Consider the following 24,342-nt stretch of genomic DNA (forward strand, 5'->3'; position numbering starts at 1 on the left):
GATAATAATTATTTATATTGTGATTTATGAGTAATATTATTCTATAGTATAGGTAAACTTTAGATTTTCTAGTTTACGCATGGTTTATATAAGATATTGCGTAAAATAATAGATAGGGTAGAGGTTAGAATAAAAAATAGACAGGGCATGCCTATAGAAACTTAGGCTAAAAGAGGGTAAAATGGTCTTATGTTTTGGCATAAACCCTCAACCAATATATAGGGAATTAGTTATTTCGTAATATTCTTTCTACTAATAACATCCGATAGAGAATACTTGTATTTAGTTCCCAACAGATTGAGGTATTCTTTGCAGAAATTATCATAAATACCTTTAGCAATACCTTTTTTTCCCGAATTAAAGAAAATTGAACACTTTAAATAAAGAGCCTCTTCATTTATATAATCATGTAAAAAAAGAATATCAGCAATTTTCAATTTAAGTTCGTCACTTAATTTCTCATATCCATCGCTAGAAAGGCTTGTTAATGTATCAATCGTTAGATTCGAAAAGTCGCTCTTAAAATTATCAATCCAATCAGCTTCAGTATTAGGAAGAAATACCCCTTTGAGCAAAAGTTCTACTAATTTATTTATTTCTGAGGGAGCCAAAGATTTATTCTCTTTGATTAAAGAGAATAATTTCATGGTTTCTATGTAATCACACCTAATATTCTCTCCAAGCGAGATAGACCAAAAACCATTCTGATTTGTTATTGTACACTCGCCAACATTCTCCAATACTGTTCTAAGCTTACTTAAATAAACATTTCTGTTATTTTTGGCAGATTCATCGTTCTTGTCGAACCACAGTAGTTGAATAAGCTTGTTGCCCGATATTCCTTTACTCTCTTTTACTGTATGTAAAATGAGAAGAATGAGCAAATACTTTAGCATTGGTGTAAATTGTCCGGTTATATTATGTCCATCTTTATCGGTAACAGAAAAACCACCGAGAAAGCAGATTGATTGCTTCGAGAAGTCATAATAGCTTGTTTCAATCTCTCTTTTTATATTATCGGTTTTATTAACTTCGAGTGTATTCGGTAATTTAGTGTTGTTTATTTTGCTGGAAGGTCTTTTTCTATATTGAAAATATATTAATAGTATTAATCCCACTAATCCTAATACGATTAGAGTAATAAGTTTAAAAGAAAAAGAAAATGTATGATCAGAAGACTGTTCATTTACTACCGAGTCAGTTATAGCTGCTGGGGGATAACTTAGAGAGTATATACTCACTTCTGCCGATCCATCTGTCTTTATTTTATTTACTAACGCATAAAATTTCTTCAGCTTTGGAGAGAAATATAAGTTAGTGTATAAATAATGAGCGTTAAGGTCTTCTTGTATAGGATGAGAAACAGAGGTATATCCTATTTTGTCTTTCTCTATTCTTAATAAAGTACCTCCGTCTTTAGTGGCAAAAATATAGAAACAGTTCTCTTTTTCATCGAAAATCATATTTTCGCTAGGTAAAAAATCTATATTTTCAGACTTATTTTCCCATAGCTTATTTGTTTGCTCTGTTAATAGGTTTACAGAATAGAAGTCGTAATAATTCTTAGGAGATAATTCTTGTCTACCCGATTTATTTCCTCTTCCTCCAAATATATACAATGTATTACCTATAATAGCAGTAGATGCCGAATGCCGTGGTGGAATGTCTAATAAGTTACTTTTTGTGATTGAACCATGATTTAAATGTAGACGAATTAATTCGTTGTTATACTTGTAAAAACCGTATCCGCCAAAAGATACAATAGTAGAGTCTGCCTCTGAATAGGATGTTGAATTATTCCAATATCCATGGTCTAATTTGGATTCTATATGGCTGTCCCATGATGAATTTGCAAATGAAAAGCGAGAGATCGTATTTTCATCTAAATTATAAGAAAACAATAAATCTTGTTCAGGATTATAAAACACTTGGTTGGGAGCATTAGCGGCAATCACTCCGCTTTTTACAGCAGTTGTGGTTTCGTTTCTTCGTTCAGGATCAAAAGTTATAATATCCTTAGAATCGGGATCTATAATATATATCAAGTTTTCATTGGGGTTAAAGCAAAACAATGAGTTTGCTTTTATCTGTTTCGAATATATTTTTTCCCATGAGGCATACATATCGGTAATCCAGCGAGGATTGGTTGTTATGGCTGGTACATTAGCCACCGAATCGAAGCTTTTTAAGCCATCATGTTCGCGAAGCTTCCAGTTACGAATTAATTCTTTTTTATCAAAAATATTTATGTCTCGTATGTTCACGGATGCAATATCATAAAGAGAATATCCTGTAAGAGGACAGAGACCAAATGAGATTAAAGCATTTTTGGTTTCCGTCAGAGAATGTGGTACAGATAATTTTGTATTATTATATACTATTGAAATCTCATTTTTTTCGGATGATAATGTTATACTACAAGGAATCCATTGATCACAGACTATTTCTTCCGAAATCATAAAGACCGATTCATTGATAACGAGCATAGGATATCGTTTGTCTTTATCCCCCACAGTAAACATAAGGTCTATATTCTCCTTTTTGTCAGTAATAATTCTGAATACAACACCAAAGGCATTGTCTTTACGAATATTGATAAAGAAAGACATTGTTGTTTCTTTACCTAATTTCAATGGTTGATTATTCTCTAAAACTAGAGATGTCTTATCCTGGTCATTATAGGGGAAAGCCTTAATGAATAAGCCATAATCAATATTGTCAGAAGAGATTATATTACATAATCCTGAAATGAAAATAAGAGATACAATAAAAAACAGTTTTTTCATCAGATTATATGTGGTCTTACAGAGATTTTTGAACGAGTGTAATTAAGGTGTAACAAAAGCTAACAAATGTAAAGATAGAGTATTTCTTTTCTTCAGCACAATAAAAGAATATTCGAATTGGTTATTCTGAGGCAATTTTAAGGAAAATAGATGGGATTTTTCCCTATTAATGGAATTTTAATATGTTTATTAATTGCAGATCTTATGAGTTTTTAATGTGTTGATCTTTATTTTGTGTTAATATTTTATTTAAATCTATTTACATGAAAATTACGAAATTCACGTTATTAATTGTTGCTCTATTTATTGTCCACTTTGTTAAAGGGCAAGATTATTCTTTTCGAGATACTACGTTGCCGATGGAGGATAGAGTAACCGACCTTATTTCACGTCTTACCTTGGAAGAGAAAGTATATCAGATGCTAAATGATGCTCCTGCAATTGAGAGATTGGGTATACCATCTTATAATTGGTGGAACGAATGTTTACATGGAATAGGACGTACAGAATACAAAGTTACAGTTTTTCCTCAGGCTATAGGTTTAGCTGCGACTTGGGATCCAGTATTGTTACAACTAGTATCGTCCGCAATATCTGATGAGGGACGTGCTATTTACAACGATGCTTCATCAAAGGGTAATTATACTATCTATCATGGTTTAACCTATTGGACACCTAATATTAATATTTTTCGTGATCCTCGCTGGGGTAGAGGACAAGAAACATACGGAGAAGACCCTTATCTGACTGGGGTTATGGGTAAGTCTTTTGTGAGAGGCTTGCAAGGAGATGATAATAAATATCTAAAGGCAGCCGCTTGTGCTAAGCATTATGCTGTACATAGTGGACCCGAAAATAATCGGCATACTTTTAATACTTTTGTCACCCCATACGATTTGTGGGATACTTATTTACCTGCTTTTAGAGATTTGATTGTAGATGCAAAAGTTGCAGGAGTTATGTGTGCATATAATGCTTTTGGTGGACAACCTTGTTGTGGAAACGATTTACTTATGCAGCAAATATTAAGAAATACATGGGGATTTGATGGATATGTAACTTCGGACTGTGGTGCTATTGATGATTTTTATCGTCATCATAAAACACATCCCGATTCGAAGTTTGCGGCAGCTGATGCCGTGTTTCACGGAACTGATATAGACTGTGGAGAGCAGGCGTACAGGGGTTTGATAGAAGCTGTGAAGATGGGACTAATTAGCGAAGATCAGATTGATATATCATTGAAACGTTTATTTACAATAAGATTCAGATTAGGTTTGTTTGATTCTGTTGAGGATGTGAAGTATTCACAAATACCCCTATCTGTTCTGGAATCTCAGGAGCACAAAAAAATAGCTTTGGATATAACCCGAAAATCTATTGTCTTATTAAAAAACGAGAAAAACTTCCTGCCTTTAGATAAAGGACTCAAGAAAGTAGCTGTTATAGGACCTAATGCCGATAATGAAGAATCTGTTTTAGGAAACTATAATGGATTTCCCTCTGAAATAAGTACCCCATTTAAAGCAATCAAGAAAAAACTGAAAAATGCAGAGGTGATTTATCAAAAAGGGATTGATTTTGTTATGCCATCCGTAGACAGTAAAAAAGAGATTAGTGATTTAGTGCAGCTCTTAAAAAAAATGGATGTTGTAATCTTTGTAGGGGGTATATCTCCACAATTGGAAGGAGAGGAAATGCCAGTAGATGTTCCTGGGTTTACAGGAGGAGATAGAACCAGTATAAAGCTTCCTCAAATACAGACCGATTTGATGCAAGCCTTACATGAGGCAGATATTCCTACCGTATTTGTAATGATGACAGGAAGTGCTATTGCTACTGAATGGGAATCAGAACATGTGCCTGCTATACTAAACGCTTGGTATGGAGGACAGGATTCGGGAACAGCAATTGCAGATGTTCTTTTTGGAGATTATAATCCTTCGGGAAAACTACCCGTTACTTTCTATGCTAAGGATAGTGATCTTCCTCCTTTTGGATCATACGAAATGAAAAATCGTACTTATAGATATTTTGATGGACAAGTTTTATATCCTTTTGGTTACGGTCTTAGCTATACCTCCTTTGAATACTCTCCAATACAAATGCCTCAGAGAATTAAAGCAGGCGAAGAAGTAGAGGTAACTGTTAGTGTGAAAAATACGGGTAAAAGAGATGGCGATGAGGTTGTACAACTTTATATGTCTTATCCTGAAGCAAAAGAGGTAAAGCCGTTATATGCACTGAAGGGATTTGTGAGAATTTCGCTGAAAGCTGGAGAGAGTCAAAATGTAGTATTTAAATTAAACCCTCGGGAGATAGCGCTGACTAATGCTGAAGGTATATTAAAGATTGAAACAGGTAAAAGAAAGCTATATATTGGAGCTTCGTCCCCTGCGAAAACAACAGCAGAGCAACTGCCTTTGGTTCAAAAAGAATTCGAAATTATAGGCAATGAATACATTGTTCAATAATTAATATTGCCGAATAAATTAATACAATCAGAAATTCCCATAATCTTCAAATTATGGGAATTTTAATGCTCTGGTTAATGGCTTTTTTATATTTCTGTTAATACCTCTGATCTACATTTGCCATCGTTAACTAAAAATAAAATCATGCAAAACAACAAAGAACACCCCCTTGCCAATTATGATTAATTGGAACATTCTTTCAACAGGAATTAATTAAAAACAATACTCATGAAAATTTAATGAAGTTTTAACCATGAAAATCACAGAAAAAGATTTCAATTTAAGAAAAGAAAAATGTTACCTGCATACTATTAAGCGGTACAGCATTCTTCTACTTATGTCTTTACTTATACCTGCCTTGGCATTTTCGCAAACGAAGATGTTTCAAGGTGTAGTGAAAGATTCGCAAGATGAACCTATAATAGGGGCATCAGTAATTGTTGTTGGTTCTAAAACAGGTACGGTTACTGATCTTGATGGGAAATTTAGTATTCAGGTTTCACCTCAAAGTCGGATTTCTATATCCTATATTGGCTATTTGAGGCAAGAAATTAGTGTCGGGAATAATTTCAATCAGACTATTGTTCTGAAAGAAGATAATACCCAATTGGATGATGTTGTCGTTGTAGGTTATGGAACACAAAAGAAAGCCACCCTAACAGGAGCAGTTTCGTCCATTGATAGTAGGGAGCTAACCTTAACCCGAAATGAGAATGTGGTTAATATGCTTGCCGGAAAGATACCCGGTGTACGTATTTCACAACTTAGTGCTCAGCCCGGAGAGTTTGATACAAAAATAGATATTCGGGGTATGGGAGAGCCACTTATTGTAGTGGATGGAATCCCTCGAGACAAGGACTATTTCTCACGTATGGATCCTTCCGAAATAGCAAGTGTGTCGGTATTAAAAGATGCTTCCGCTTCTATTTATGGGGTACGTTCTTCTAACGGAGTTTTACTTATCACAACCAAAATGGGAACATCTAATCCTGACGGTAAGTTTGACATTTCTTATTCGATAAACCGAGGATGGCAACAATTTTTATATGTTCCTAATACGGTAAATGCTATTGACTATATGAGGTTGAAGAACGAACAAATTCGTCGCAATTTTGATTCGAACTATATGAATCAACAACCTCTTCAGTTTTCAGATGCAGATATTCAACCCTATCTGGATGGTACAAAAAAGACATCAAATTATGTAGATGCAGCATTCAACAAAACGTCACCACAAGTTCAACATAATTTGAATGTCAACGGGGGAAATGGAAAAATCAATTATTTCCTGAATCTAGGATATATGGATATAGAAGGAGCTTACAAAAGTGGCGATTTGAACTACAACCGTTGGAACTTTAGATCTAATGTAGATGCAAAAATCTCAGACCGATTGAAAGTTCAAGTAAACCTGAGCGGTTTTATGGACGAAAAAAATCAACCTCGTACTGATATCTGGGCTATTTATAAACAAGCATGGAGACAAAAACCTACCGTGCCGATCTATGTAAATGACAATCCTCTCTATCCGAATTTCGATATGATTGATAATGAGAATCCAGTGGCAGTAATAGACGCTAATCTTACGGGATATAGAAAAGATGTAGGGAGAACATTTAATGGTATAATGGCTTTAACTTACGATGTGCCCGGAGTTAAAGGACTTACTGCAAAAGGTCTTTATAGTTATGACTTTAAGCACACCGATAAAACTGATTACAAAAAAGCTTATTATTTGTATAGCTATACTCCTGCTGAATATGGACAGAATGGTGAGATTATAAAGGCAGAATCATATAATCCTCATTTGAGAAATTCACCCACTACAGTTCGTAGAGAGTCATTTCCTGATTATAAAACTTTGATGCAATTATCGTTAAATTATAGTCGCAGTTTTAATGATGCCCATAATGTTAGCGGCTTATTTTTATACGAAGAAGAATACGCTAGTTGGGATAGTTTCTATGCCCAAAGAGAAATTTTAGTTGCATCTCAATACCTGTCTGCCGGAGAAGACCTTAGACAATTAGCAGGTATGTATGGAATTGGAGAACGTGCGTCTCGTGCATGGGTTGGTAAATTTAATTACGATTATAAAGGAAAATATTTAGCTGAATTCAGTTTCCGTAACGATGCTTCTTCAAAGTTCCCGAAAGATTCCCGTTGGGGATTCTTCCCTGCTGGATCTCTTGGATGGAGACTTAGCGAGGAGAATTTTATCAAAGAGAATAGTTCGCTATCCTTTATAAATAACATTAAACTGAGAGCTTCTTATGGTAAATTGGGAGACGACCGCTCGGCGGGAGATTATCCACCTATTTATGTAGGATATAACTTAGAACCCAACGATCGAGGATGGATATATAATGGTGTATTGGTAGGAGGTGTTATACCAACTGCAATACCTAATATAAATTTGACATGGTATACATCTAAGACTCGTAATTTTGGTTTAGACTTCGATTTATGGAATGGCTTGCTAGGTGGTACTGCCGAATACTTTCAGCGTGATCGTGAGGGATTGTTGGATAATGCAGGTACCGTAATTCCGGGAACAGTAGGAGCTGTTTTACCTCAGGAAAATTTAAAAACAGACCGTACATTTGGAGTAGAGCTTGCACTTACGCACCGAAACAAAATAAGAGACTTTTCTTACTTTGTAAACGGACAAATATCTACTACACGCAATCAATACAGATTTAATAATGAATCTAAAGCCGGCAACTCTTATGATAACTGGAGAAATAGAAACACCAATCGTTATGCAGACATATGGTGGGGTAAAGGTTACGGAGGACAATTTACTAATTACAATCAGATCTATAATCACTCAACATTAACAAGTAGCGGTACTGTTCCCGGAGACTATTATTATGAAGATTGGAATGGTGACGGTGTAATAAATGGAAATGACGATTATCCTATAGCAACTTACAATTTGCCATTGATTAACTATGGTATAATATTGGGAGGAGAATGGAAAGGCATAGAATTAAGTTTTATTTTTCAGGGAACTGCTAACGTATATACCCAATATACAGAAGTACTTGCATCTCCCCTTCAATTTGATGGAGGAGCGCTAACTCAATTCCTTGACAGATGGCATCCCGAAGACCGCAATGCCGATATATTTGATCCATCGACCAAATGGGTTTCAGGATATTATCCAACAACAGGCTCTTCAACAGGCGAAGGTAAAGTTACTATCCGCGATGCTTCTTATTTAAGACTTAAGACTGTTGAAGTTGGATATAGTTTTCCTCAAAAAACAATAGGAAGATTTGGCATCAAAGGACTTCGTGTTTATTTCAACGGCTATAACCTCCTTACATTCACAGGTCTTAAATATACTGATCCTGAGCATCCAGGCTCGGCAGGAGGAGCCTCTTCTAGCGAAATTGATGTTTATAAATATCCGGTTAATAAAACCTATAATATAGGAGCATCTATTAAATTCTAAAATACTAGGAAAATGAAAAAAATTAAATATATATTCTTATCTGCTCTAACGCTATTTGTTGCCATATCGTGCAACGACATGGATTTGGAACCTAAAGGATTATTAGATAAAAATGCCTTATTTGGAACTGAAGCTGGGCTTCAAAAATATTTAACAGGTATTTATAGTTATCTGCCTATTGAGGATTTTGTATATCATCCTGAAAAAGGATTCCGATGGGATAACTATTGGGAAAATTCGATGACGTTAGCTACGATGAGTGGTGAAATGACAGGTCAATTTTGGGGTATCGCAGGAGCACAAGGTTTTGGTTACTGGCCTTATGATCGTATACGCGAAATTAATGAGTTGATCAGAGACTTTCCGGCTTTTGAATCTCAATATACAGCCGAAACATACAATGCTATACTTGGTGAAGCTCGTTGTTTAAGAGCATTTTATTATTTTGCATTGGTGAAACGTTATGGTGGTATACCCATTATAAAAGAAGTTCAAGACCCTCTTGCAAATGTCGAAACATTACAAGTACCTCGTGATAAAGAGGAGGATGTCTATAAATTTATTCAAGAAGATTTAGATTTTGCAATAAAAAATCTACCCGCTAAAAGCGATAGAGGAAGAGTTAATAAGTACGTAGCCGCCGCCCTTATGTCAAGATCTATGTTATATGCGGGTTCAATAGCTAAATATGGATCAGATGTCGGATTTACAGGTGAAGCAGTTGACAAAGGATTAGTAGGCATACCGAAAACTGATGCCGAATGGTTTTTCCAACAATCGTATGATGCATCTAAAATTGTTGAAGAGGGAGGATACGATTTATATAAAATGAATTCCGACAAAGTTCAGAACTATGTTGACTTGTTTCTTGACTTGAATAGCAAAGAGGACATTTTTGTTAAGGAATATAGTACCACAGCTCCTCACAATAACAGATTGAAACATAGTTATGATGCAACTCATCTTCCAAATCCAGACTTTTCGAGTGATAACGAAGCTGCAGCTTATCCTATTCTTGATATTGTTGAATTATTTGAAAAACTGCCTATTGTAAATGAAGATAATACTCCGCGACGTTTCAAAAGTTTTCAGGAACTATATGAAAACCTAGAGCCAAGAATGCAAGCAACATTCTATTTTCCTGGAATGGAACTTAGAGGAAAGAAGTTTGATATTCAACGTGGATTATACTTAAACTATGATGGAACAGTATCTGATGCACAAGAAGGTTCGACAGGAGCTCCCATCAACAGTGAATCAAACAGAATACTAGGAGGTCCTAAAAATTCGCAGTATGACTATGCCGGAACTAAATTTAACATTACAGGTCAACATGGTATGTGGAAAGATGGACACGCTAATAATACCCGTACAGGCTTCTTTATTCGCAAGTATATTAATTATAAAATGCAAACCTCGGAAGTGAAACTATATAACAGCTCACAACCCTGGAAGGTATTCCGCTATGCTGAAATATTACTCAATCGTGCCGAGGCAGCCTATGAACTGGGTTTAATAAAAGGTAATAATGCATTAAAACAAGAAGCATTCACATATATAGCAGCAATACGAGATCGTGCAGGGGCTAAACCATATCCTTACAATCCTGCTCCGACAGATTTAAGTTCTAAATATGGGTATTCACTTGATTCAAATTTGCAATTTATTCGTGAAGAACGCGAGCGTGAGCTTTGCTACGAAAATCACCACTGGTGGGATATCCGCCGTTGGAGAGTTGCCGATGTTGAACTACGTCAATTTGTGCCTAAATCTTTAATGCCCTATTTGGTATTAGATGAAATTAAATATGAAGGTGGAAAAAGGATCAATTCTTACATATTCCTACGTGAAAGAGAACCTTGGAATAAGACATTCAACTTCGAGAAAAAATGGTATTACGAACCAATACCGGGAGGTGAGTTCAATAAGAATCCAAATCTTTATCCACAAAATCCTATTTACTAACAGACTAAAATTTTCACAATGAAAAAGATATTATATGGCTTAACCGGATGTCTATTATTATTTGGTGCTGCATGTACCGATATTGATAATTACGACGGGCCTAATGCTAGCTTAAGTGGCAAAATTATAGACTCAACTACAGGCGAACCTTTTATTACGGGTCAGGGAGAAATATCTATAAGACTTTGGGAAACAAGTTGGGGTGAGAAGCCATCACCTCAGGATCTCGTTGTTAAACAAGATGGCACATATGTAAACACAAAACTGTTTAAGGCAACATATAGTGTTCTGCCCTACAGTGGACCCTTTTGGCCGGTAGCTGATACAATTAAGAGTTTCAAATTGAATGGATCTAATACTTTAGACTTTGAACTTACTCCTTACCTTAAGATTATTGATGTGAAATGGAATCTGGATAAGGATAACAAGTTGCAAATGTCTTGTAAATTACAAGCTCCTATAACAGAGAGCTTACCAACCGTTCTGGAAGTGAGACCTTTTCTTAGCTTAACACAATACTGTGGAGCAGGCAACCGGATTCAAGAATATTTTAAAGACGAGTACCGCGTAAATATTAATAAGAATTGGTGGGACGGTGTTGGGGATATGAAAACCGGAATCAGTAACGAGACCTATACAGTATCGGGACTACAACTAAAACCAGGTAGAACATATTATGTTAGAATGGGTGCTAAAGTAAAAGACAACTTCGAACAGTTTAATTATTCTGAAGTAATTAAGGTAGAAGTGCCTTAACCAGTTCAGATACGGATGTTCAAAAAATAGAGATAATTATCATCCTGAATACAACCAAAGGATATTTTATTCAAACAACATTTTGTTTGTTATTCAGGATGATGATTTTACACCCAGAATGATTTATTTCTAATGATGCTTAATTTGAGCATTACAGAACTCTCTACGTAATTTTTAATCTATCTAAACCAATCAGTATGAAAATTAATAGAGTCTATTTTCTATTACTTATTTTGATTTTTTCAGCTTGTTCAGCTAATAATAAAGGAATCGTAGGACAATTACAACCTGTTGATTATGTTAACCCCTATATAGGCAACATTAGTCACTTGTTAGTACCTACTTATCCAACAATACATCTGCCTAACAGTATGCTCAGAGTTTATCCTGAGCGTGCCGACTATACAGGAGATGTTCTTAATGGGCTACCCCTTATTATAACCAGTCACAGAGGTAGTTCAGCTTTTAATCTGAGTCCTTATCAAGGCGATAAGAAAAACATATCACCAGTTATCTCGTACAGTTACGATAACGAGAAGTTGACTCCCTATTTTTATGAAGTAGATTTAGACGATCAACAAACGCATATCCAATATGCACCCTCACATCAATCGGCAATATATAAAATTGATTATAAGCAAGATAATTCTCCTGTTTATCTGATCTTGAACTCAAAAAATGGAGCTATAAAAGCAGAAGGAAATATTGTACAAGGATATCAGAATCTAGAAAATAATACAAAAGTATATCTATATCTTGAAATAGAGCAAACTCCGCTTCAATCCGGATTATGGGTAAATAATGCTATTAATGAAAGTCAGAAGCAAGCAAAAGGTAACAATGCCAATGTTATACTCTATTTTGGAGACAAGGCTCAAACGTTAAACCTGCGTTATGGAATCTCTTTTATTAGCGAAGAGCAAGCTAGAAAGAATCTGGAGAGAGAACAAAAGGACTATGATGTAAAACAATTGGCAGACAAAGGTCGTGCTATTTGGAATGACATGTTAGGCAAGATTGAGGTTGAAGGAGATAAGAAAACAGATAAGGAAGTATTCTATACTTCGCTCTATCGGTGTTACGAACGTCCCGTTTGCATTAGCGAAGATGGCAGGTATTATAGTGCATTTGATAATAGTGTGCATGAAGATGGAGGTAATCCCTTTTATACAGATGACTGGATATGGGATACTTACCGTGCAACACACCCCTTGCGTGTACTAATCAATGCAAAAGAAGAAGTAGACATTATCAACTCATATCTGGCTATGGCCAAACAAATGGGTACTAACTGGATGCCTACTTTCCCTGAAATAACAGGAGACTCAAGACGAATGAATTCAAACCATGCTGTAGCTACCGTTATTGACGCATATGCAAAAGGACTCCGAGGTTTCGATCTGGAACAAGCATACGGAGCATGCAAAAAAGGAATAGAAGAAAAAACACTGATTCCCTGGTCGGGAGCACCCTCTGGATGGATTGACGATTTCTACAAAAAGAACGGCTACATACCTGCTTTAGCAGTAGGCGAAAAGGAAACCGTTGCCAATGTAAACCCATTCGAAAAACGACAACCAATAGCCGTAACCTTAGGCACATCTTATGATCAGTGGTGTCTGTCGCAAATAGCGAGGGAACTGGGTAAAACAGAGGAGGCTGATTATTATTTAAAATGTTCGTATAACTATCGAAACGTATACAATGCCGAAACGGGTTTCTTTCACCCGAAAGACAAAAACGGAAAATTTATAGAACCGTTCGATTATCGTTATTCGGGAGGAATGGGAGCACGCGAATATTATGGTGAAAATAATGGTTGGGTATATCGTTGGGATGTACCTCACAACATAGCAGATTTAATAAGTTTGATGGGAGGTAACGAGCAATTTATAAATAATTTGAATCAAACATTTGTAGAGCCACTTGGCAAAAGCAAATTTGAATTTTATGCTCAATTGCCAGATCATACAGGTAATGTTGGACAATTTTCGATGGCAAATGAGCCCAGTCTTCATATACCATACCTATACAACTATGCAGGACAACCATGGAAAACTCAAAAACGTATCCGTACTTTACTTAAACAATGGTTTCGTAGCGATTTGATGGGAGTTCCCGGAGATGAGGATGGCGGCGGTATGTCGGCATTTGTATGTTTTTCGATGTTGGGCTTCTATCCGGTTACACCCGGTATACCTGTGTATAACATTGGTAGTCCACTATTTAAATCGGCTAAAATGACCATGAGTAATGGAAAGGTATTCGAAGTCGAAGCTATAAACTGTTCTGACAACAATAAATATATTCAGTCGGCAACATTAAATGGTAAAGAGTGGAACAAACCTTGGTTTAGCCATTCGGATATAGAAAATGGAGCTAAACTAGTTCTGGTAATGGGCAATACTGCAAATAGAGCATGGGGAGCAAACGATGTTCCACCATCGGCAAAGTAATAGTATGGATTGAATAATTTATTAATAATGAAGAAGATAATTGCATTTTTGCTTTGTGCTCTAAATATAGTAGCAATAGCTGCCTTTCCTGCTGGCAAGACAGACAAGATATTGAATAATGAGCTGCCGAAAGATGTTCTCAGCCAGTTGAATAAATACAATCTGATATGGAATACAACAAGTATTAATGGTTCTATGAAATCTATGCCATTAGGTAATGGAGATATAACAGCTAATGTATGGGTCGAAAAAGATGGAGATTTAATGCTATATATTGGGAAATCTGATACATGGAGTGAGGCAACTCGTCTATTGAAAGTAGGTAGAGTCAGAATAAATTTTTCTCCTAATCCATTTATCGGCAATACCAGTTTTCAGCAAACTCTTAATTTACATAAAGGTGAGATTAATATTAAAGTTGGAGAAAAAGGAAATACTACAGATATTAATCTCTGGATAGATGCCAATCAATCTGTAGTACGAATTGAGACAAAATCGGATAAAAATATCTTGATTAACTGCACTACCGAATTGATGCGTCCTCAACCTTTTACCCTCACTTCGGGAGATCATCCTTTAGCATCCAGTTTCAGAGGTGTTATAGATGGAGATATAAGACCATCTGAATCGGCTGATGTATTAGTCAAAAAATCAGATAGGATACAATGGTATCATCGTAATGAGAGTTCTTTTTTTGAAACAATCCTGACAAAACAAAATGTAGCCGAACTTATAGGTAAATATCCCGACCCATATCTGCATAGAACCTTTGGGGCTGTAATTATGGGGACTGATATGACTGCAATGAATGATAGTACTTTGGCTTCTATTAAAGAAGGAAGAAAGTTCGATATTTCGATCTATCCTTATACAGCACAAACCTCCACAGTAGAGCAGTGGGATCAGCAATTAGGGCAACTAATTATCGAAGCCAATAAAGAACCCTTAAATGTAAGCCATAACAAGCATTACGCATGGTGGGATCAGTTTTGGAATCGGAGCTGGATATTTTTGTCAGGAGATGAGGATGCTGAGAAAGTTACAAGAGCTTATCTCTTACAACGCTTTATGATGGCTTGCCAAAGTCGTGGAGCATATCCTGCTAAGTTTAATGGGGGGAATTTTACTTTCGATTATAAAGGAAATAATGGAGACTATCGTAATTGGGGACCTGGTTATTGGTATCAAAACTGTCGATTATACTATTGGCCATTAACCGCTTCGGGTGATTTTGATTTGAAGAAACCATGGTTCGATATGTATATGAATATGCTTAATCTCCAAACCGATATCACTCGTATATATTATGGGCATGGAGGTGCTTTTTATCCCGAAACGCTCAATTTTTTTGGAATGTATATTCAAGATGACTGGGGTTGGAACAATCAAGGTAAAGCATCTCAAACCAGATGGATACGTCATCACTACTCGGGTACACTCGAAATGTTATCCGAAATGCTGGACTATTATGATTATACGAAAGACGAAGCATTTGCCCGAAACTATATTGTTCCATTTGCTACACAAATTATTCGATTCTTCGATCAGCATTGGTCACGTGTTAATCAGGAAATTCGATTTATTCCCGCAGGAGCATTGGAGCAATTCTGGGATTGTCTTAATCCGGTAGATTATATTTCGGGTTTAAGATATACAATTGGTAAATTAAATACTTTGCCTCCAAGCATTGTAGATAAACTTTTGCTTGATGAATGGAATAATTGTGCTAATTCTTTGCCGCCTCTTCCAATGACAGCAGATAAACAAAAGATATTACCGGCAGAAGAATATGGTGTAGGTCGTAATTTCGAAAACCCCGAATGTTATCCAATATTTCCATTTAAACTTTATGGATTGGAGCGTCCGGATCTGAATATTGCACTGAATACTTTTAACGATCGGATTTTCAAACAGACTACATGTTGGTCGCAAGATGTGATACAAGCACCTTTATTGGGTTTAGCCGATCAGACAAAAGAGTACTTGATGAAAAATGTAAATGCACTTGATCCGGATATCGCGTTTCCTGCTTTTTGGAAACCGGGAAGCGATTATGTTCCCGATTTAGATAATGGAGGAGCTATGGCTATGGGATTACAAAATATGATGCTACAAAATGTAGATAATAAAATATTGGTATTACCTGCATTACCCGCATCATGGAATGTTGATTTTAAGCTACATGCTTTTGGAAACACAACTGTACGAGTGATAAGCAAAGGAACTGATATTTCAACGATGGAAGTTTTTCCTTCGAAGCGTAAGCAAGATATTATATATAAGAAATAATAATTATAAACTAATTACATCATGAAAAAAACATTCTTAGTATCTCTTCTACTAGCAGCAATAAGTTTGTCTGCTCAACAAAAGAATACAGATATAGAACCCTGCCCCGAGTCGGTGGATGTGGTATCTGTTTACAGTTTTGGCGCAAAAGGCGATGGAAAAACAGATGATAGCCAAGCCTTTCAAAAAGCAATGGACTCTTTCGGTAGCAGAGGGGGAACGGTGTATGCACCTAATGGAACCTATCTGTTGGCAGGATCACTAAATGTTCCTCAAGCCGTAACCTTAAAAGGTTCAATCGAATCGGTAACCTCTCATAATGGAATAAGACAACCTGAGTTACCTAAACCGGGTGATGATGGAACTACATTTCTCATTACCGGAAATAAGGGTAACGAAAAAGCTAGTCCTGCTATAACTCTCAATACCAACAGTACACTGAGAGGTGTAGTAATGTTCTGGCCTGCACAAGAGCCCGATAAGGTGCCGGATGCTTATCCATGGGGAATTGCCATGCGAGGCAAAAATCCGGCTGTGTTAGATGTAGAAATGCTCAATCCTTACAATGGAATTGATGCTTCTCATAACGAACGGGCTTTGATTCGTAACATTAGTGGACAACCCTTACGTAGAGGTATTTATGTAGATGCAATCTATGATATAGGACGAATTGAGAATGTACATTTCAATCCTTGGTGGAGTATGAAACCTGCACTCTATAACTGGCAAAGAGAACATGGGGAAGCATTTATATTCGAACGTACCGATTGGCATTATGTTATCAATACATTTTGTTTCGGATACAATGTGGGATATAAGTTCGGTGCGAGTTCGGGCAGCGAAGGTGCTTGTAATGGAAACTTTTTGGGAATAGGAGCCGATGCTTGTCATACTTCTGTAAAAGTAGATCAAAGTGCAGCTTACGGAATACTTATTACCAATGGCGAATTTGTAGCTATGCAAGGAAATGATCCTACAATGGTTGAAATAACATCTGCTAATAAAGGAAATGTACGCTTTGTTAATAGTGCTTTCTGGGGACCTTGTAATCAAATAGCTAAGATTGACGGGCAAGGAACTATTGGTTTTTCGGATTGTATTTTTGTAGAGTGGGATCGAAAGGGCGAAGGACGTAGTGCCATCCAAGCACATAGCGGATCGGTTTTAGTAAGAGGCTGCGACTTTGGGCATGATAGTCCTCAAATATCAATTGACAAAGGTGTTACACGTGCCATTATATCCGAAAATACGATGAAAGGAAAAGTACGTATCAACAATAAATCTACAAATAGTTATGTAAATGGAAATTTAGGAACCGAATAATCGATTTTCCTATTTACGATAATTAACTCAGAAATAAGATATGAAAAAAATAAGCATAGTATTTCTTGTTGCGATTTTTGCAGGAATGTTGAATGCCCAAAATTATCAACGAATAACTAATGGTATAAAGGCAGAAGTAGAGTCAGTAGGCATTGAAGTACACTTCTACAGTCCTACGATAGTTCGTATTCTGAAATATCCTAGAAATGAGGTTCCTGAAGCGAATAGCTTTTCGGTGATAAAAAAAGAGGGAAATACACCCTTTCAAATTAAGCAATATAACAATGTCGTAAATCTTTCATCCTCAGATGTAGTTGTTTCTCTAAATTTAACAACAGGCGATGTCTCGTTCAGTAACATTGATGCAAGTCCATTAATTTCGGAGAAGAGTGCAACAACTATATTCACTCCACAGAAATACGGTAAAGAGAGGACTTACGAAATACGTCAAACTTTCTTGTTAGATAAGCAAGAGGCTATATATGGGCTTGGTCAGCATCAGCAAGGACATCTGAACCAGCGAGGGCAAGAAGTTCTTCTTCAACAAGCAAATACAGAGATAGCTATTCCTATTATTCATTCGGTAAAAGGATATGCTGTACTTTGGGACAATAACTCTTCTACTACCTACAAAGATTCGTATGAGGGTCTGTCGTTTACTTCCGTCTCAGGAAAGTGTGTTGATTACTATTTTATGTATGGTAAAAATGCAGATGGTACAATTGCTCAAATACGTGATCTTACAGGACAAGCTCCTATGTTTCCTTTATGGACATACGGTTTTTGGCAAAGTCGCGAACGTTATGTTTCACAAGACGAGCTTGTGGGTACGGTGAAGAAATACCGAAGCTTATCTATTCCTCTTGATGGAATTATACAAGATTGGCAATATTGGAGCACTGATAATAAACTTTGGAACTCTGTTGAATTTGGTAATCCTGAATTTCCAAATCCACGAAAAATGGTTGATGATGTACACAAATTAAATACTCATATTGCAATATCAGTATGGCCGTCTTTCGGCCCAAATACCAATATACATAAGGAGCTAAAAAGTAAAAACTTACTATTTAATTTCGATGTATATCCACATAACATCGGGGTAAGAGCGTATGATGCTTTCAATCCCGAGGCTCGCCAAATATATTGGAAATATATGAATGACAATCTTCTGTCAATAGGTATAGACGGATGGTGGCTCGATTCTACTGAACCGGAGGATAATATTAATGAAGAGGGTTTGAGTGAGCCTACAAACATGGGAACATTTAGAGATGTACGTAATGCTTTTCCGCTTGTATCAGTAAAGGGAGTTTATGAACATCAACGTGAGACAACATCCGATAAACGTGTGTATATTTTTACTCGTTCGGCTTTTGCAGGACAACAACGCTACGGAGCTAATTCGTGGTCGGGCGATATTGATTCTCGTTGGAGCACACTCCATAAACAGATTTCAGCAGGATTAAATTTCTCTTTAACAGGAATTCCTTTTTGGAATACCGATATAGGTGGGTTTTGGGCTGGACGTGTATATCCGGAAGGTATAAAAGACAAGGCTTTTCATGAATTGTATGTACGATGGATGCAGTTTGCAACATTTACTCCAATGATGCGTTCGCACGGAACTAATACACCTCGCGAAATATATCAATTTGGAGAAAAAGGTGATTGGGCATTTGATGTACAAGAGAAATATATTAATCTACGTTATAGCCTTCTTCCTTATATGTACTCAATCGGTCACGAAATTACAGTCAACTCGGGTACAATGATGCGCGCATTAAGTATGGATTTCGCAGAAGATATCAAAGTTCATAATATAGATAATCAGTTTATGTTTGGAAAATCTATCCTTGTTGTACCCGTTACCGATTCTATGTATGTAGATCGTATTGAAGGAAAAGCAATAGAGAATTTCAATACAGTAAAATCGCAGAAAGTTTATCTTCCGAAAGGAGCAGATTGGTATGACTTCTGGACAGGTGAGAAGTTTAAAGGTGGACAAGGGATAGACAAAGCTACGCCAATAGACATTATTCCTCTGTATATAAAAGCAGGTAGCATCCTTCCTTGGGGACCAAAGGTAGAATATGCTACCGAGAAGAAATGGGATAATTTAGAGGTGTTCATTTATCCGGGAGCTGATGCAGAATTCCTGTTGTATGAAGATGAAAACGATAATTACAACTACGAAAAGGGAGTTTTCTCTACAGTAAAAATGAAGTGGAATAACAAATCTCAAACATTGGTAATCGAAGCACGTCAAGGTGAATTTCCGGGTATGTTGAAAAAACGAAACTTCAATATAACTATCATCCATGAAAGATATAGTATTGATAAGCTGTCAGGAAAAATAGATAAAAGCATTGTTTATCAAGGAAAACAAGTCGCTGTTAAATTTTAACTGATTCAAATTTAAAGCATGAAAAAGGTAGGTTATAGGTACACAATATTACTATTATTGATACTAATACAAACTTATATGTTTCGAACATAAAATCAAATAACAAGGAGGAGATATTACAGTTATTACCAAACGTGGTTTAAAGCATCATCCTCATAGTTTACCTAACCCTACTTTAATTGTCTATTTCATTCTTAATTCGATATATAATTATTAATATAAATAATAAAATGACAAAAAAACGCAAGAACAAAAAGTCTGTAATTCTGACTACATGTCTTTCCCTATTCACTTTATTTTCAGTAAATGTATGCAGTCAACAAAATCCATTCATTCAGCATATGTATACTGCTGACCCATCAGCTCGGGTATGGAATGATGGACGATTGTATGTATATGCTTCACATGATATTGCACCGCCTAAAGGGTGTGATTTGATGGACCAATATCATGTCTTTTCTACAGATGATATGGTGACTTGGGTCGATCATGGCGAAATACTTCGTTCGAGTCAAGTACCTTGGGGCAGACCCGAAGGCGGATTTATGTGGGCTCCCGATTGTGTCTATAAAGATGGAATATATTATTTCTATTTTCCTCATCCCAGCGAGTCTAATTGGAATAATAGCTGGAAAATAGGTGTAGCTACCAGTAAATATCCAGCCAAGGATTTTGTTGTGCAAGGTTATGTGCAAGGTTTAGAATCGCATATTGATCCTCATGTATTTATTGATGATGATGGACAAACCTATATTTATCAAGGAGGTGGAGGAGTCTGCAAAGCAGGCAAATTAAAGGATAACATGATGGAAGTTGATGGTGCGTTGTTAACCATGGAAGGTCTTACTGATTTTCATGAAGCAGCATGGGTACACAAGCGTAATGGAATTTACTACCTTTCATACTCAGATAATCACGATGATAATCTGAATGATGGAGTAGAAGGTGATAATAGAATGCGCTATGCAACAAGTAATAGCCCTTTAGGTCCTTGGAAATATGAAGGTATTTATATGAATCCAACAAACAGTTATACAAATCATGGCTCGATAGTAGAATACAAAGGTCAGTGGTATGCATTTTATCACAATAGTGAACTATCTGCTAAAAATGGAGTATTTAATGATTGGCTACGTTCTATTTGTGTAGACAAGTTATATTATAACGAAGATGGTACTATCAAGATGGTAAAGCAAACTACAAATTTAGAATAGCTAGACCATTCTTCTAAAAAAACTCTCTGAAAAAATCAGAGAGTTTTTTTTCGCCCCTCAGAAATCGTAATAATTTAGACTCTGTATATCTTCCTTTACTTAACTATAATATTTAACTCATTTCCCCACAAATTGAGTCCAAATAAGATACAATCATATGGGTGATATATGTAGTCCCATCAATACAAATATAGTCTCATTTGATGAATTTAATTTTTTTACTTTAGTTTATTGATGTTGCTATTTTTTGAAAACTTTGAATGTTTAAAATTGTGCTGATCTTTGCTATAACCAAACAAGTTATAAACCGATCCAGACTCTTCCTCGCTGCATATATAAATAATATCATTTTCAGAATCATACATTCCTTTGATATGATGATCTTCTAATACTCGTAAAATTACTTCAACGTATTTATCCATAGTTATTTATTGTTATTTAATTTCTTAAATAAACCTTATGAATTATCATAATGTACACATCTGTTTTTGAGTTCACTGACAAACAACAGTTATTTTTGCTCTGTCCATCCACTCTTCATAGTGAAGAGATAGATTATAAGAGTAATCAATAACAGATTCGTCAACAGCTTTCAATAATTTCATTATGCGGTAAGTACGCAAAATGTTTCGATTCAATCCCCACAGAGCACGCTTGAAAGCCCAATAGCGTCCTTTACCTGCAAGCAGAACCAAAGGTAACTCCAACTGCTTGTCGCCATCAGAAAGTACAGGAGCAAATAGATGACTCCGATTAGTATCTATCTTGCGGCATATAAAATGCATATTTAGGCTAATATAGAACTGTTCGTCTTGTCGCTTCATCTCAACAAGGCTGTATTGAATTTTACACATACTCATATTCGAACATATTAAATTTGATACTATTTTTGCAGCAGAATTCGATAAGTTCTGTTTCCGACTTAAAGTTGTACTTATCTAAAATTTCATCTAACGGTAAGGTGTCATATACCAAAGTATAATTTAGGCTTTTTACTTTCTGCATCATCAACCATTTGAGAGGAGTAGTATTGAATTCAGTTTTAAAATGCCGAGTAAATGTCTTAGTAGTCATACAGCATTCCTCAGACAGTTCTTTAACTGTAATTTTATCTGTGTATTTTGCAAACACAGTCATTCTAAACTTGCTTTCATTTAATACAGTAGGAGAGAAGAATCGAGCTAATAAGTCTTTAGCATAAAACTTACGCATAATAAATAACCATTCCATTTTCTTCAAATGAAAGAAACCTTTAGAGGAAAATTCGCCATTCTTATAGTATATAATTTCAGATAAAAAGTAACGAAGAGGTTTCTTTATTTCTAATTCATCAAGTCTCAATTCATCAGGAGTATATTTTGCAATAATATTAAATAACAGAGCCTGTTCGATATACGGTAATAGATTATCAGACTTTAATTCAACACAGGTTGTCGTTTTATTAACAATCCCTTTGTAAGGGGTGTAATTCTTAGACAGAAAGTACATAGAACCTGCTTCAAATACTTTTTTTGTTCCCTGAAAATCATTTATTAGAATTTCTCCACTCATTATGAAAAAAATGCTATTTTCATCAAAACTTCCTATATCAATTATTTCATTCTTTTGATAATGATAATATTGAAAAACATTATCATCTTCTTCTTTTACTATTAGCTTTGCGATAGTTTTGAACTGAACCCCCATTTGTATATTGATTTAGTATTTTATTCTTATCTATATTATAGCAATAACTATATAGCCAATTTTGCGAGATATAACGAGGATATTTAGAAAGATTCCAACTCGTATTTATTCTGGATTCAAAAGTATTAATGATCATAGATTCTTTTTTGAAGAGTTGGGGACAAAATAATGTGAAGAAAGGGACAATCGAAAGACGAATAATAAATGATTAAATAGGAAAGTTAAGCTATAAGTTTGTGCAGCTTTAAATCTAAGATATTGTAAACTGAAGGTATACAACAATTAAGAATACCCTAGCATTAGGTCGTTATTGAGAAATACAAAGTAAAATTGAAACTCTTTTTTTATATGTCTATCTGCCTGATATAGTGTTGTTAAATAAGATTCTCTTTCTGTCAGTTATTGTGAATATAAAAGCTATTTAAAATTTATCTTGATTCGTATTACTTAGAGTTAGAAGATGTTTCGATAGAGAATATAAAATCAGTTATAATATGCTATTGAGATAAATGAAATATTTATAGTTACATAAAAAGGAAATAGACATTGGAATAAAATAAGTCTGCTAGCCTAAGTTTGATACGATTGTCCCTTTTTGTTGATATTTTGTCCCTTTTTTGTTTCGGTGTGTTAATTAACTTTCTTATAATTAGTTTATTGTGTAAAATACACCTTCTGTTTTTGATAATTTGATTCGTCCTAGTTCTTCTTTTAAGAATAGTGTGGCTACGATTCTTATTTTTATATTAAAACCTTCTTTTAGTCTATACTAAGCTGATAGTATAAATACTTCTCAGAAAGAATGTATTCTAATCTTTTGATAACTTAATTTTCTACTGTAAGTATTCTATTTTTGGAAATTTAGAATATCTATAATCGCATATAGTTTTCTTTTTTGTGAATATTAATGATGACTTATTGGTAATTAAATTTTCATTTTAGAACATTATTCTCAAATAATTGTTTAATCTTTGTATAAGATTTTGGTGTCATAAACTTGCATCTTCAAGTATGTGATGAAAAGGGAATCAGGTGTAAATCCTGAACAGACCCGCTGCTGTAAGCTCTAAAAGATGTTTTCACAATACCTATTGCCACTTTTAAAAACTAAAGGGAAGGCCGTGAAAAAAGGAGTAAGTCAGAAGACCTGCCAAAATAAAAAGAAAACTTTTTCTTTCGGGTGTAAAGATGAGTTTGCTAAAAAAAGATATCTCATAAAATAAAAATGTGTGGAGTGTAGTATTTTACTAAACTCTTATTTTCTATATATTAATCAAATAAAGACATGAAGAAGATAATAAAATTCGAAAAGGAAGATTGTAATCCATGTAAAATGGTTTCAGAATATTTTAAGACTTATGATGTCTCAATAGAGGCAGTAAATCCATTCAATAATCCAGAGACTGCCATGAAATACAAAATCCGTTCTGTTCCTACCACTCTTCTAGTAGACAATGACGAAATAGTGATGCGCGTAATCGGATACCAGCCGAATGAACTTAAGTCAATGATAGATTCTTTATAAA

The 24,342-nt window shown here is 35.3% G+C and carries 14 protein-coding genes and 1 riboswitch; of the genes, 10 read left to right on the forward strand and 4 right to left on the reverse strand.

What is annotated here, in order from left to right; all coding sequences use genetic code 11:
• Positions 1-230: 230 nt before the first annotated feature.
• The gene (locus IR022_RS03470; protein WP_194202598.1) at positions 231-2,786 is read right to left on the reverse strand and encodes a hypothetical protein; all 2,556 of its coding nucleotides are present in this window, start codon (positions 2,784-2,786) and stop codon (positions 231-233) included.
• Positions 2,787-3,049: 263 nt separating this feature from the next.
• On the opposite strand from IR022_RS03470, the gene IR022_RS03475 reads away from it, so the two are divergent.
• The 9 genes from IR022_RS03475 to IR022_RS03515 all read left to right on the forward strand — a co-directional run bounded on the left by IR022_RS03475 (position 3,050) and on the right by IR022_RS03515 (position 21,130).
• Complete coding sequence (locus IR022_RS03475) at positions 3,050-5,260, forward strand: glycoside hydrolase family 3 C-terminal domain-containing protein (RefSeq protein WP_194202599.1); 2,211 nt, start codon at positions 3,050-3,052, stop codon at positions 5,258-5,260.
• Between the two features lie 253 nt (positions 5,261-5,513).
• Positions 5,514-8,720, forward strand: a complete 3,207-nt coding sequence (locus IR022_RS03480; RefSeq protein WP_194202600.1) for a SusC/RagA family TonB-linked outer membrane protein — start codon at positions 5,514-5,516, stop codon at positions 8,718-8,720.
• A gap of 12 nt (positions 8,721-8,732) precedes the next feature.
• Positions 8,733-10,685 (forward strand): RagB/SusD family nutrient uptake outer membrane protein, encoded by a 1,953-nt coding sequence (locus IR022_RS03485; RefSeq protein WP_194202601.1) that lies wholly within the window; start codon positions 8,733-8,735, stop codon positions 10,683-10,685.
• An 18-nt stretch (positions 10,686-10,703) separates the two neighbouring features.
• Positions 10,704-11,441 (forward strand): DUF3823 domain-containing protein, encoded by a 738-nt coding sequence (locus IR022_RS03490; protein ID WP_194202602.1) that lies wholly within the window; start codon positions 10,704-10,706, stop codon positions 11,439-11,441.
• A gap of 197 nt (positions 11,442-11,638) precedes the next feature.
• Positions 11,639-13,897 (forward strand): GH92 family glycosyl hydrolase, encoded by a 2,259-nt coding sequence (locus IR022_RS03495; protein WP_194202603.1) that lies wholly within the window; start codon positions 11,639-11,641, stop codon positions 13,895-13,897.
• A 27-nt stretch (positions 13,898-13,924) separates the two neighbouring features.
• Entirely contained in the window at positions 13,925-16,186 is a 2,262-nt protein-coding gene (locus IR022_RS03500) for a DUF5703 domain-containing protein (RefSeq protein ID WP_194202604.1), read from the forward strand.
• Between the two features lie 21 nt (positions 16,187-16,207).
• Positions 16,208-17,509, forward strand: a complete 1,302-nt coding sequence (locus IR022_RS03505) for a glycosyl hydrolase family 28-related protein (protein ID WP_194202605.1) — start codon at positions 16,208-16,210, stop codon at positions 17,507-17,509.
• Between the two features lie 40 nt (positions 17,510-17,549).
• Positions 17,550-19,916 (forward strand): TIM-barrel domain-containing protein, encoded by a 2,367-nt coding sequence (locus IR022_RS03510; protein ID WP_194202606.1) that lies wholly within the window; start codon positions 17,550-17,552, stop codon positions 19,914-19,916.
• 230 nt (positions 19,917-20,146) lie between these two features.
• A complete protein-coding gene (locus IR022_RS03515) occupies positions 20,147-21,130 on the forward strand; it encodes a family 43 glycosylhydrolase (protein WP_194202607.1) in 984 nt (327 codons plus the stop codon).
• A gap of 218 nt (positions 21,131-21,348) precedes the next feature.
• Here the strand turns inward: IR022_RS03515 and IR022_RS03520 are convergent, their stop codons facing one another.
• The 3 genes from IR022_RS03520 to IR022_RS03530 form a co-directional block, all read right to left on the reverse strand.
• Positions 21,349-21,552 (reverse strand): hypothetical protein, encoded by a 204-nt coding sequence (locus IR022_RS03520; protein WP_191976328.1) that lies wholly within the window; start codon positions 21,550-21,552, stop codon positions 21,349-21,351.
• Between the two features lie 72 nt (positions 21,553-21,624).
• Positions 21,625-21,990 carry a DUF3868 domain-containing protein gene (locus IR022_RS03525; protein ID WP_194202608.1) on the reverse strand — a complete coding sequence of 122 codons (366 nt, stop codon included), beginning with the start codon at positions 21,988-21,990 and terminating at the stop codon, positions 21,625-21,627.
• On the reverse strand, positions 21,977-22,816 hold the full coding sequence (locus IR022_RS03530; protein ID WP_194202609.1) for an AraC family transcriptional regulator: 840 nt from the start codon (positions 22,814-22,816) through the stop codon (positions 21,977-21,979). The genes IR022_RS03525 and IR022_RS03530 overlap by 14 nt, the downstream gene beginning before the upstream one ends.
• 967 nt (positions 22,817-23,783) lie before the next feature.
• Positions 23,784-23,986: riboswitch (cobalamin riboswitch) on the forward strand.
• A gap of 115 nt (positions 23,987-24,101) precedes the next feature.
• Here IR022_RS03530 and IR022_RS03535 point away from each other — a divergent pair.
• Positions 24,102-24,341, forward strand: a complete 240-nt coding sequence (locus tag IR022_RS03535) for a thioredoxin family protein (protein WP_050711263.1) — start codon at positions 24,102-24,104, stop codon at positions 24,339-24,341.
• Position 24,342 lies beyond the last annotated feature (1 nt).

The organism is Dysgonomonas sp. GY617 (assembly GCF_015233815.1).
Taxonomy (GTDB): domain Bacteria; phylum Bacteroidota; class Bacteroidia; order Bacteroidales; family Dysgonomonadaceae; genus Dysgonomonas_A.

Bases quoted from the DNA above. Each gene is read 5' to 3' on its own strand.
- IR022_RS03525 (WP_194202608.1), bottom strand. From the start codon at position 21,990: ATGAGTATGTGTAAAATTCAATACAGCCTTGTTGAGATGAAGCGACAA.
- IR022_RS03520 (WP_191976328.1), bottom strand. From the start codon at position 21,552: ATGGATAAATACGTTGAAGTAATTTTACGAGTATTAGAAGATCATCAT.
- IR022_RS03485 (WP_194202601.1), top strand. From the start codon at position 8,733: ATGAAAAAAATTAAATATATATTCTTATCTGCTCTAACGCTATTTGTT.
- IR022_RS03515 (WP_194202607.1), top strand. From the start codon at position 20,147: ATGACAAAAAAACGCAAGAACAAAAAGTCTGTAATTCTGACTACATGT.
- IR022_RS03495 (WP_194202603.1), top strand. From the start codon at position 11,639: ATGAAAATTAATAGAGTCTATTTTCTATTACTTATTTTGATTTTTTCA.
- IR022_RS03535 (WP_050711263.1), top strand. From the start codon at position 24,102: ATGAAGAAGATAATAAAATTCGAAAAGGAAGATTGTAATCCATGTAAA.
- IR022_RS03530 (WP_194202609.1), bottom strand. From the start codon at position 22,816: ATGGGGGTTCAGTTCAAAACTATCGCAAAGCTAATAGTAAAAGAAGAA.
- IR022_RS03505 (WP_194202605.1), top strand. From the start codon at position 16,208: ATGAAAAAAACATTCTTAGTATCTCTTCTACTAGCAGCAATAAGTTTG.
- IR022_RS03510 (WP_194202606.1), top strand. From the start codon at position 17,550: ATGAAAAAAATAAGCATAGTATTTCTTGTTGCGATTTTTGCAGGAATG.
- IR022_RS03475 (WP_194202599.1), top strand. From the start codon at position 3,050: ATGAAAATTACGAAATTCACGTTATTAATTGTTGCTCTATTTATTGTC.
- IR022_RS03480 (WP_194202600.1), top strand. From the start codon at position 5,514: ATGAAAATCACAGAAAAAGATTTCAATTTAAGAAAAGAAAAATGTTAC.
- IR022_RS03470 (WP_194202598.1), bottom strand. From the start codon at position 2,786: ATGAAAAAACTGTTTTTTATTGTATCTCTTATTTTCATTTCAGGATTA.
- IR022_RS03490 (WP_194202602.1), top strand. From the start codon at position 10,704: ATGAAAAAGATATTATATGGCTTAACCGGATGTCTATTATTATTTGGT.
- IR022_RS03500 (WP_194202604.1), top strand. From the start codon at position 13,925: ATGAAGAAGATAATTGCATTTTTGCTTTGTGCTCTAAATATAGTAGCA.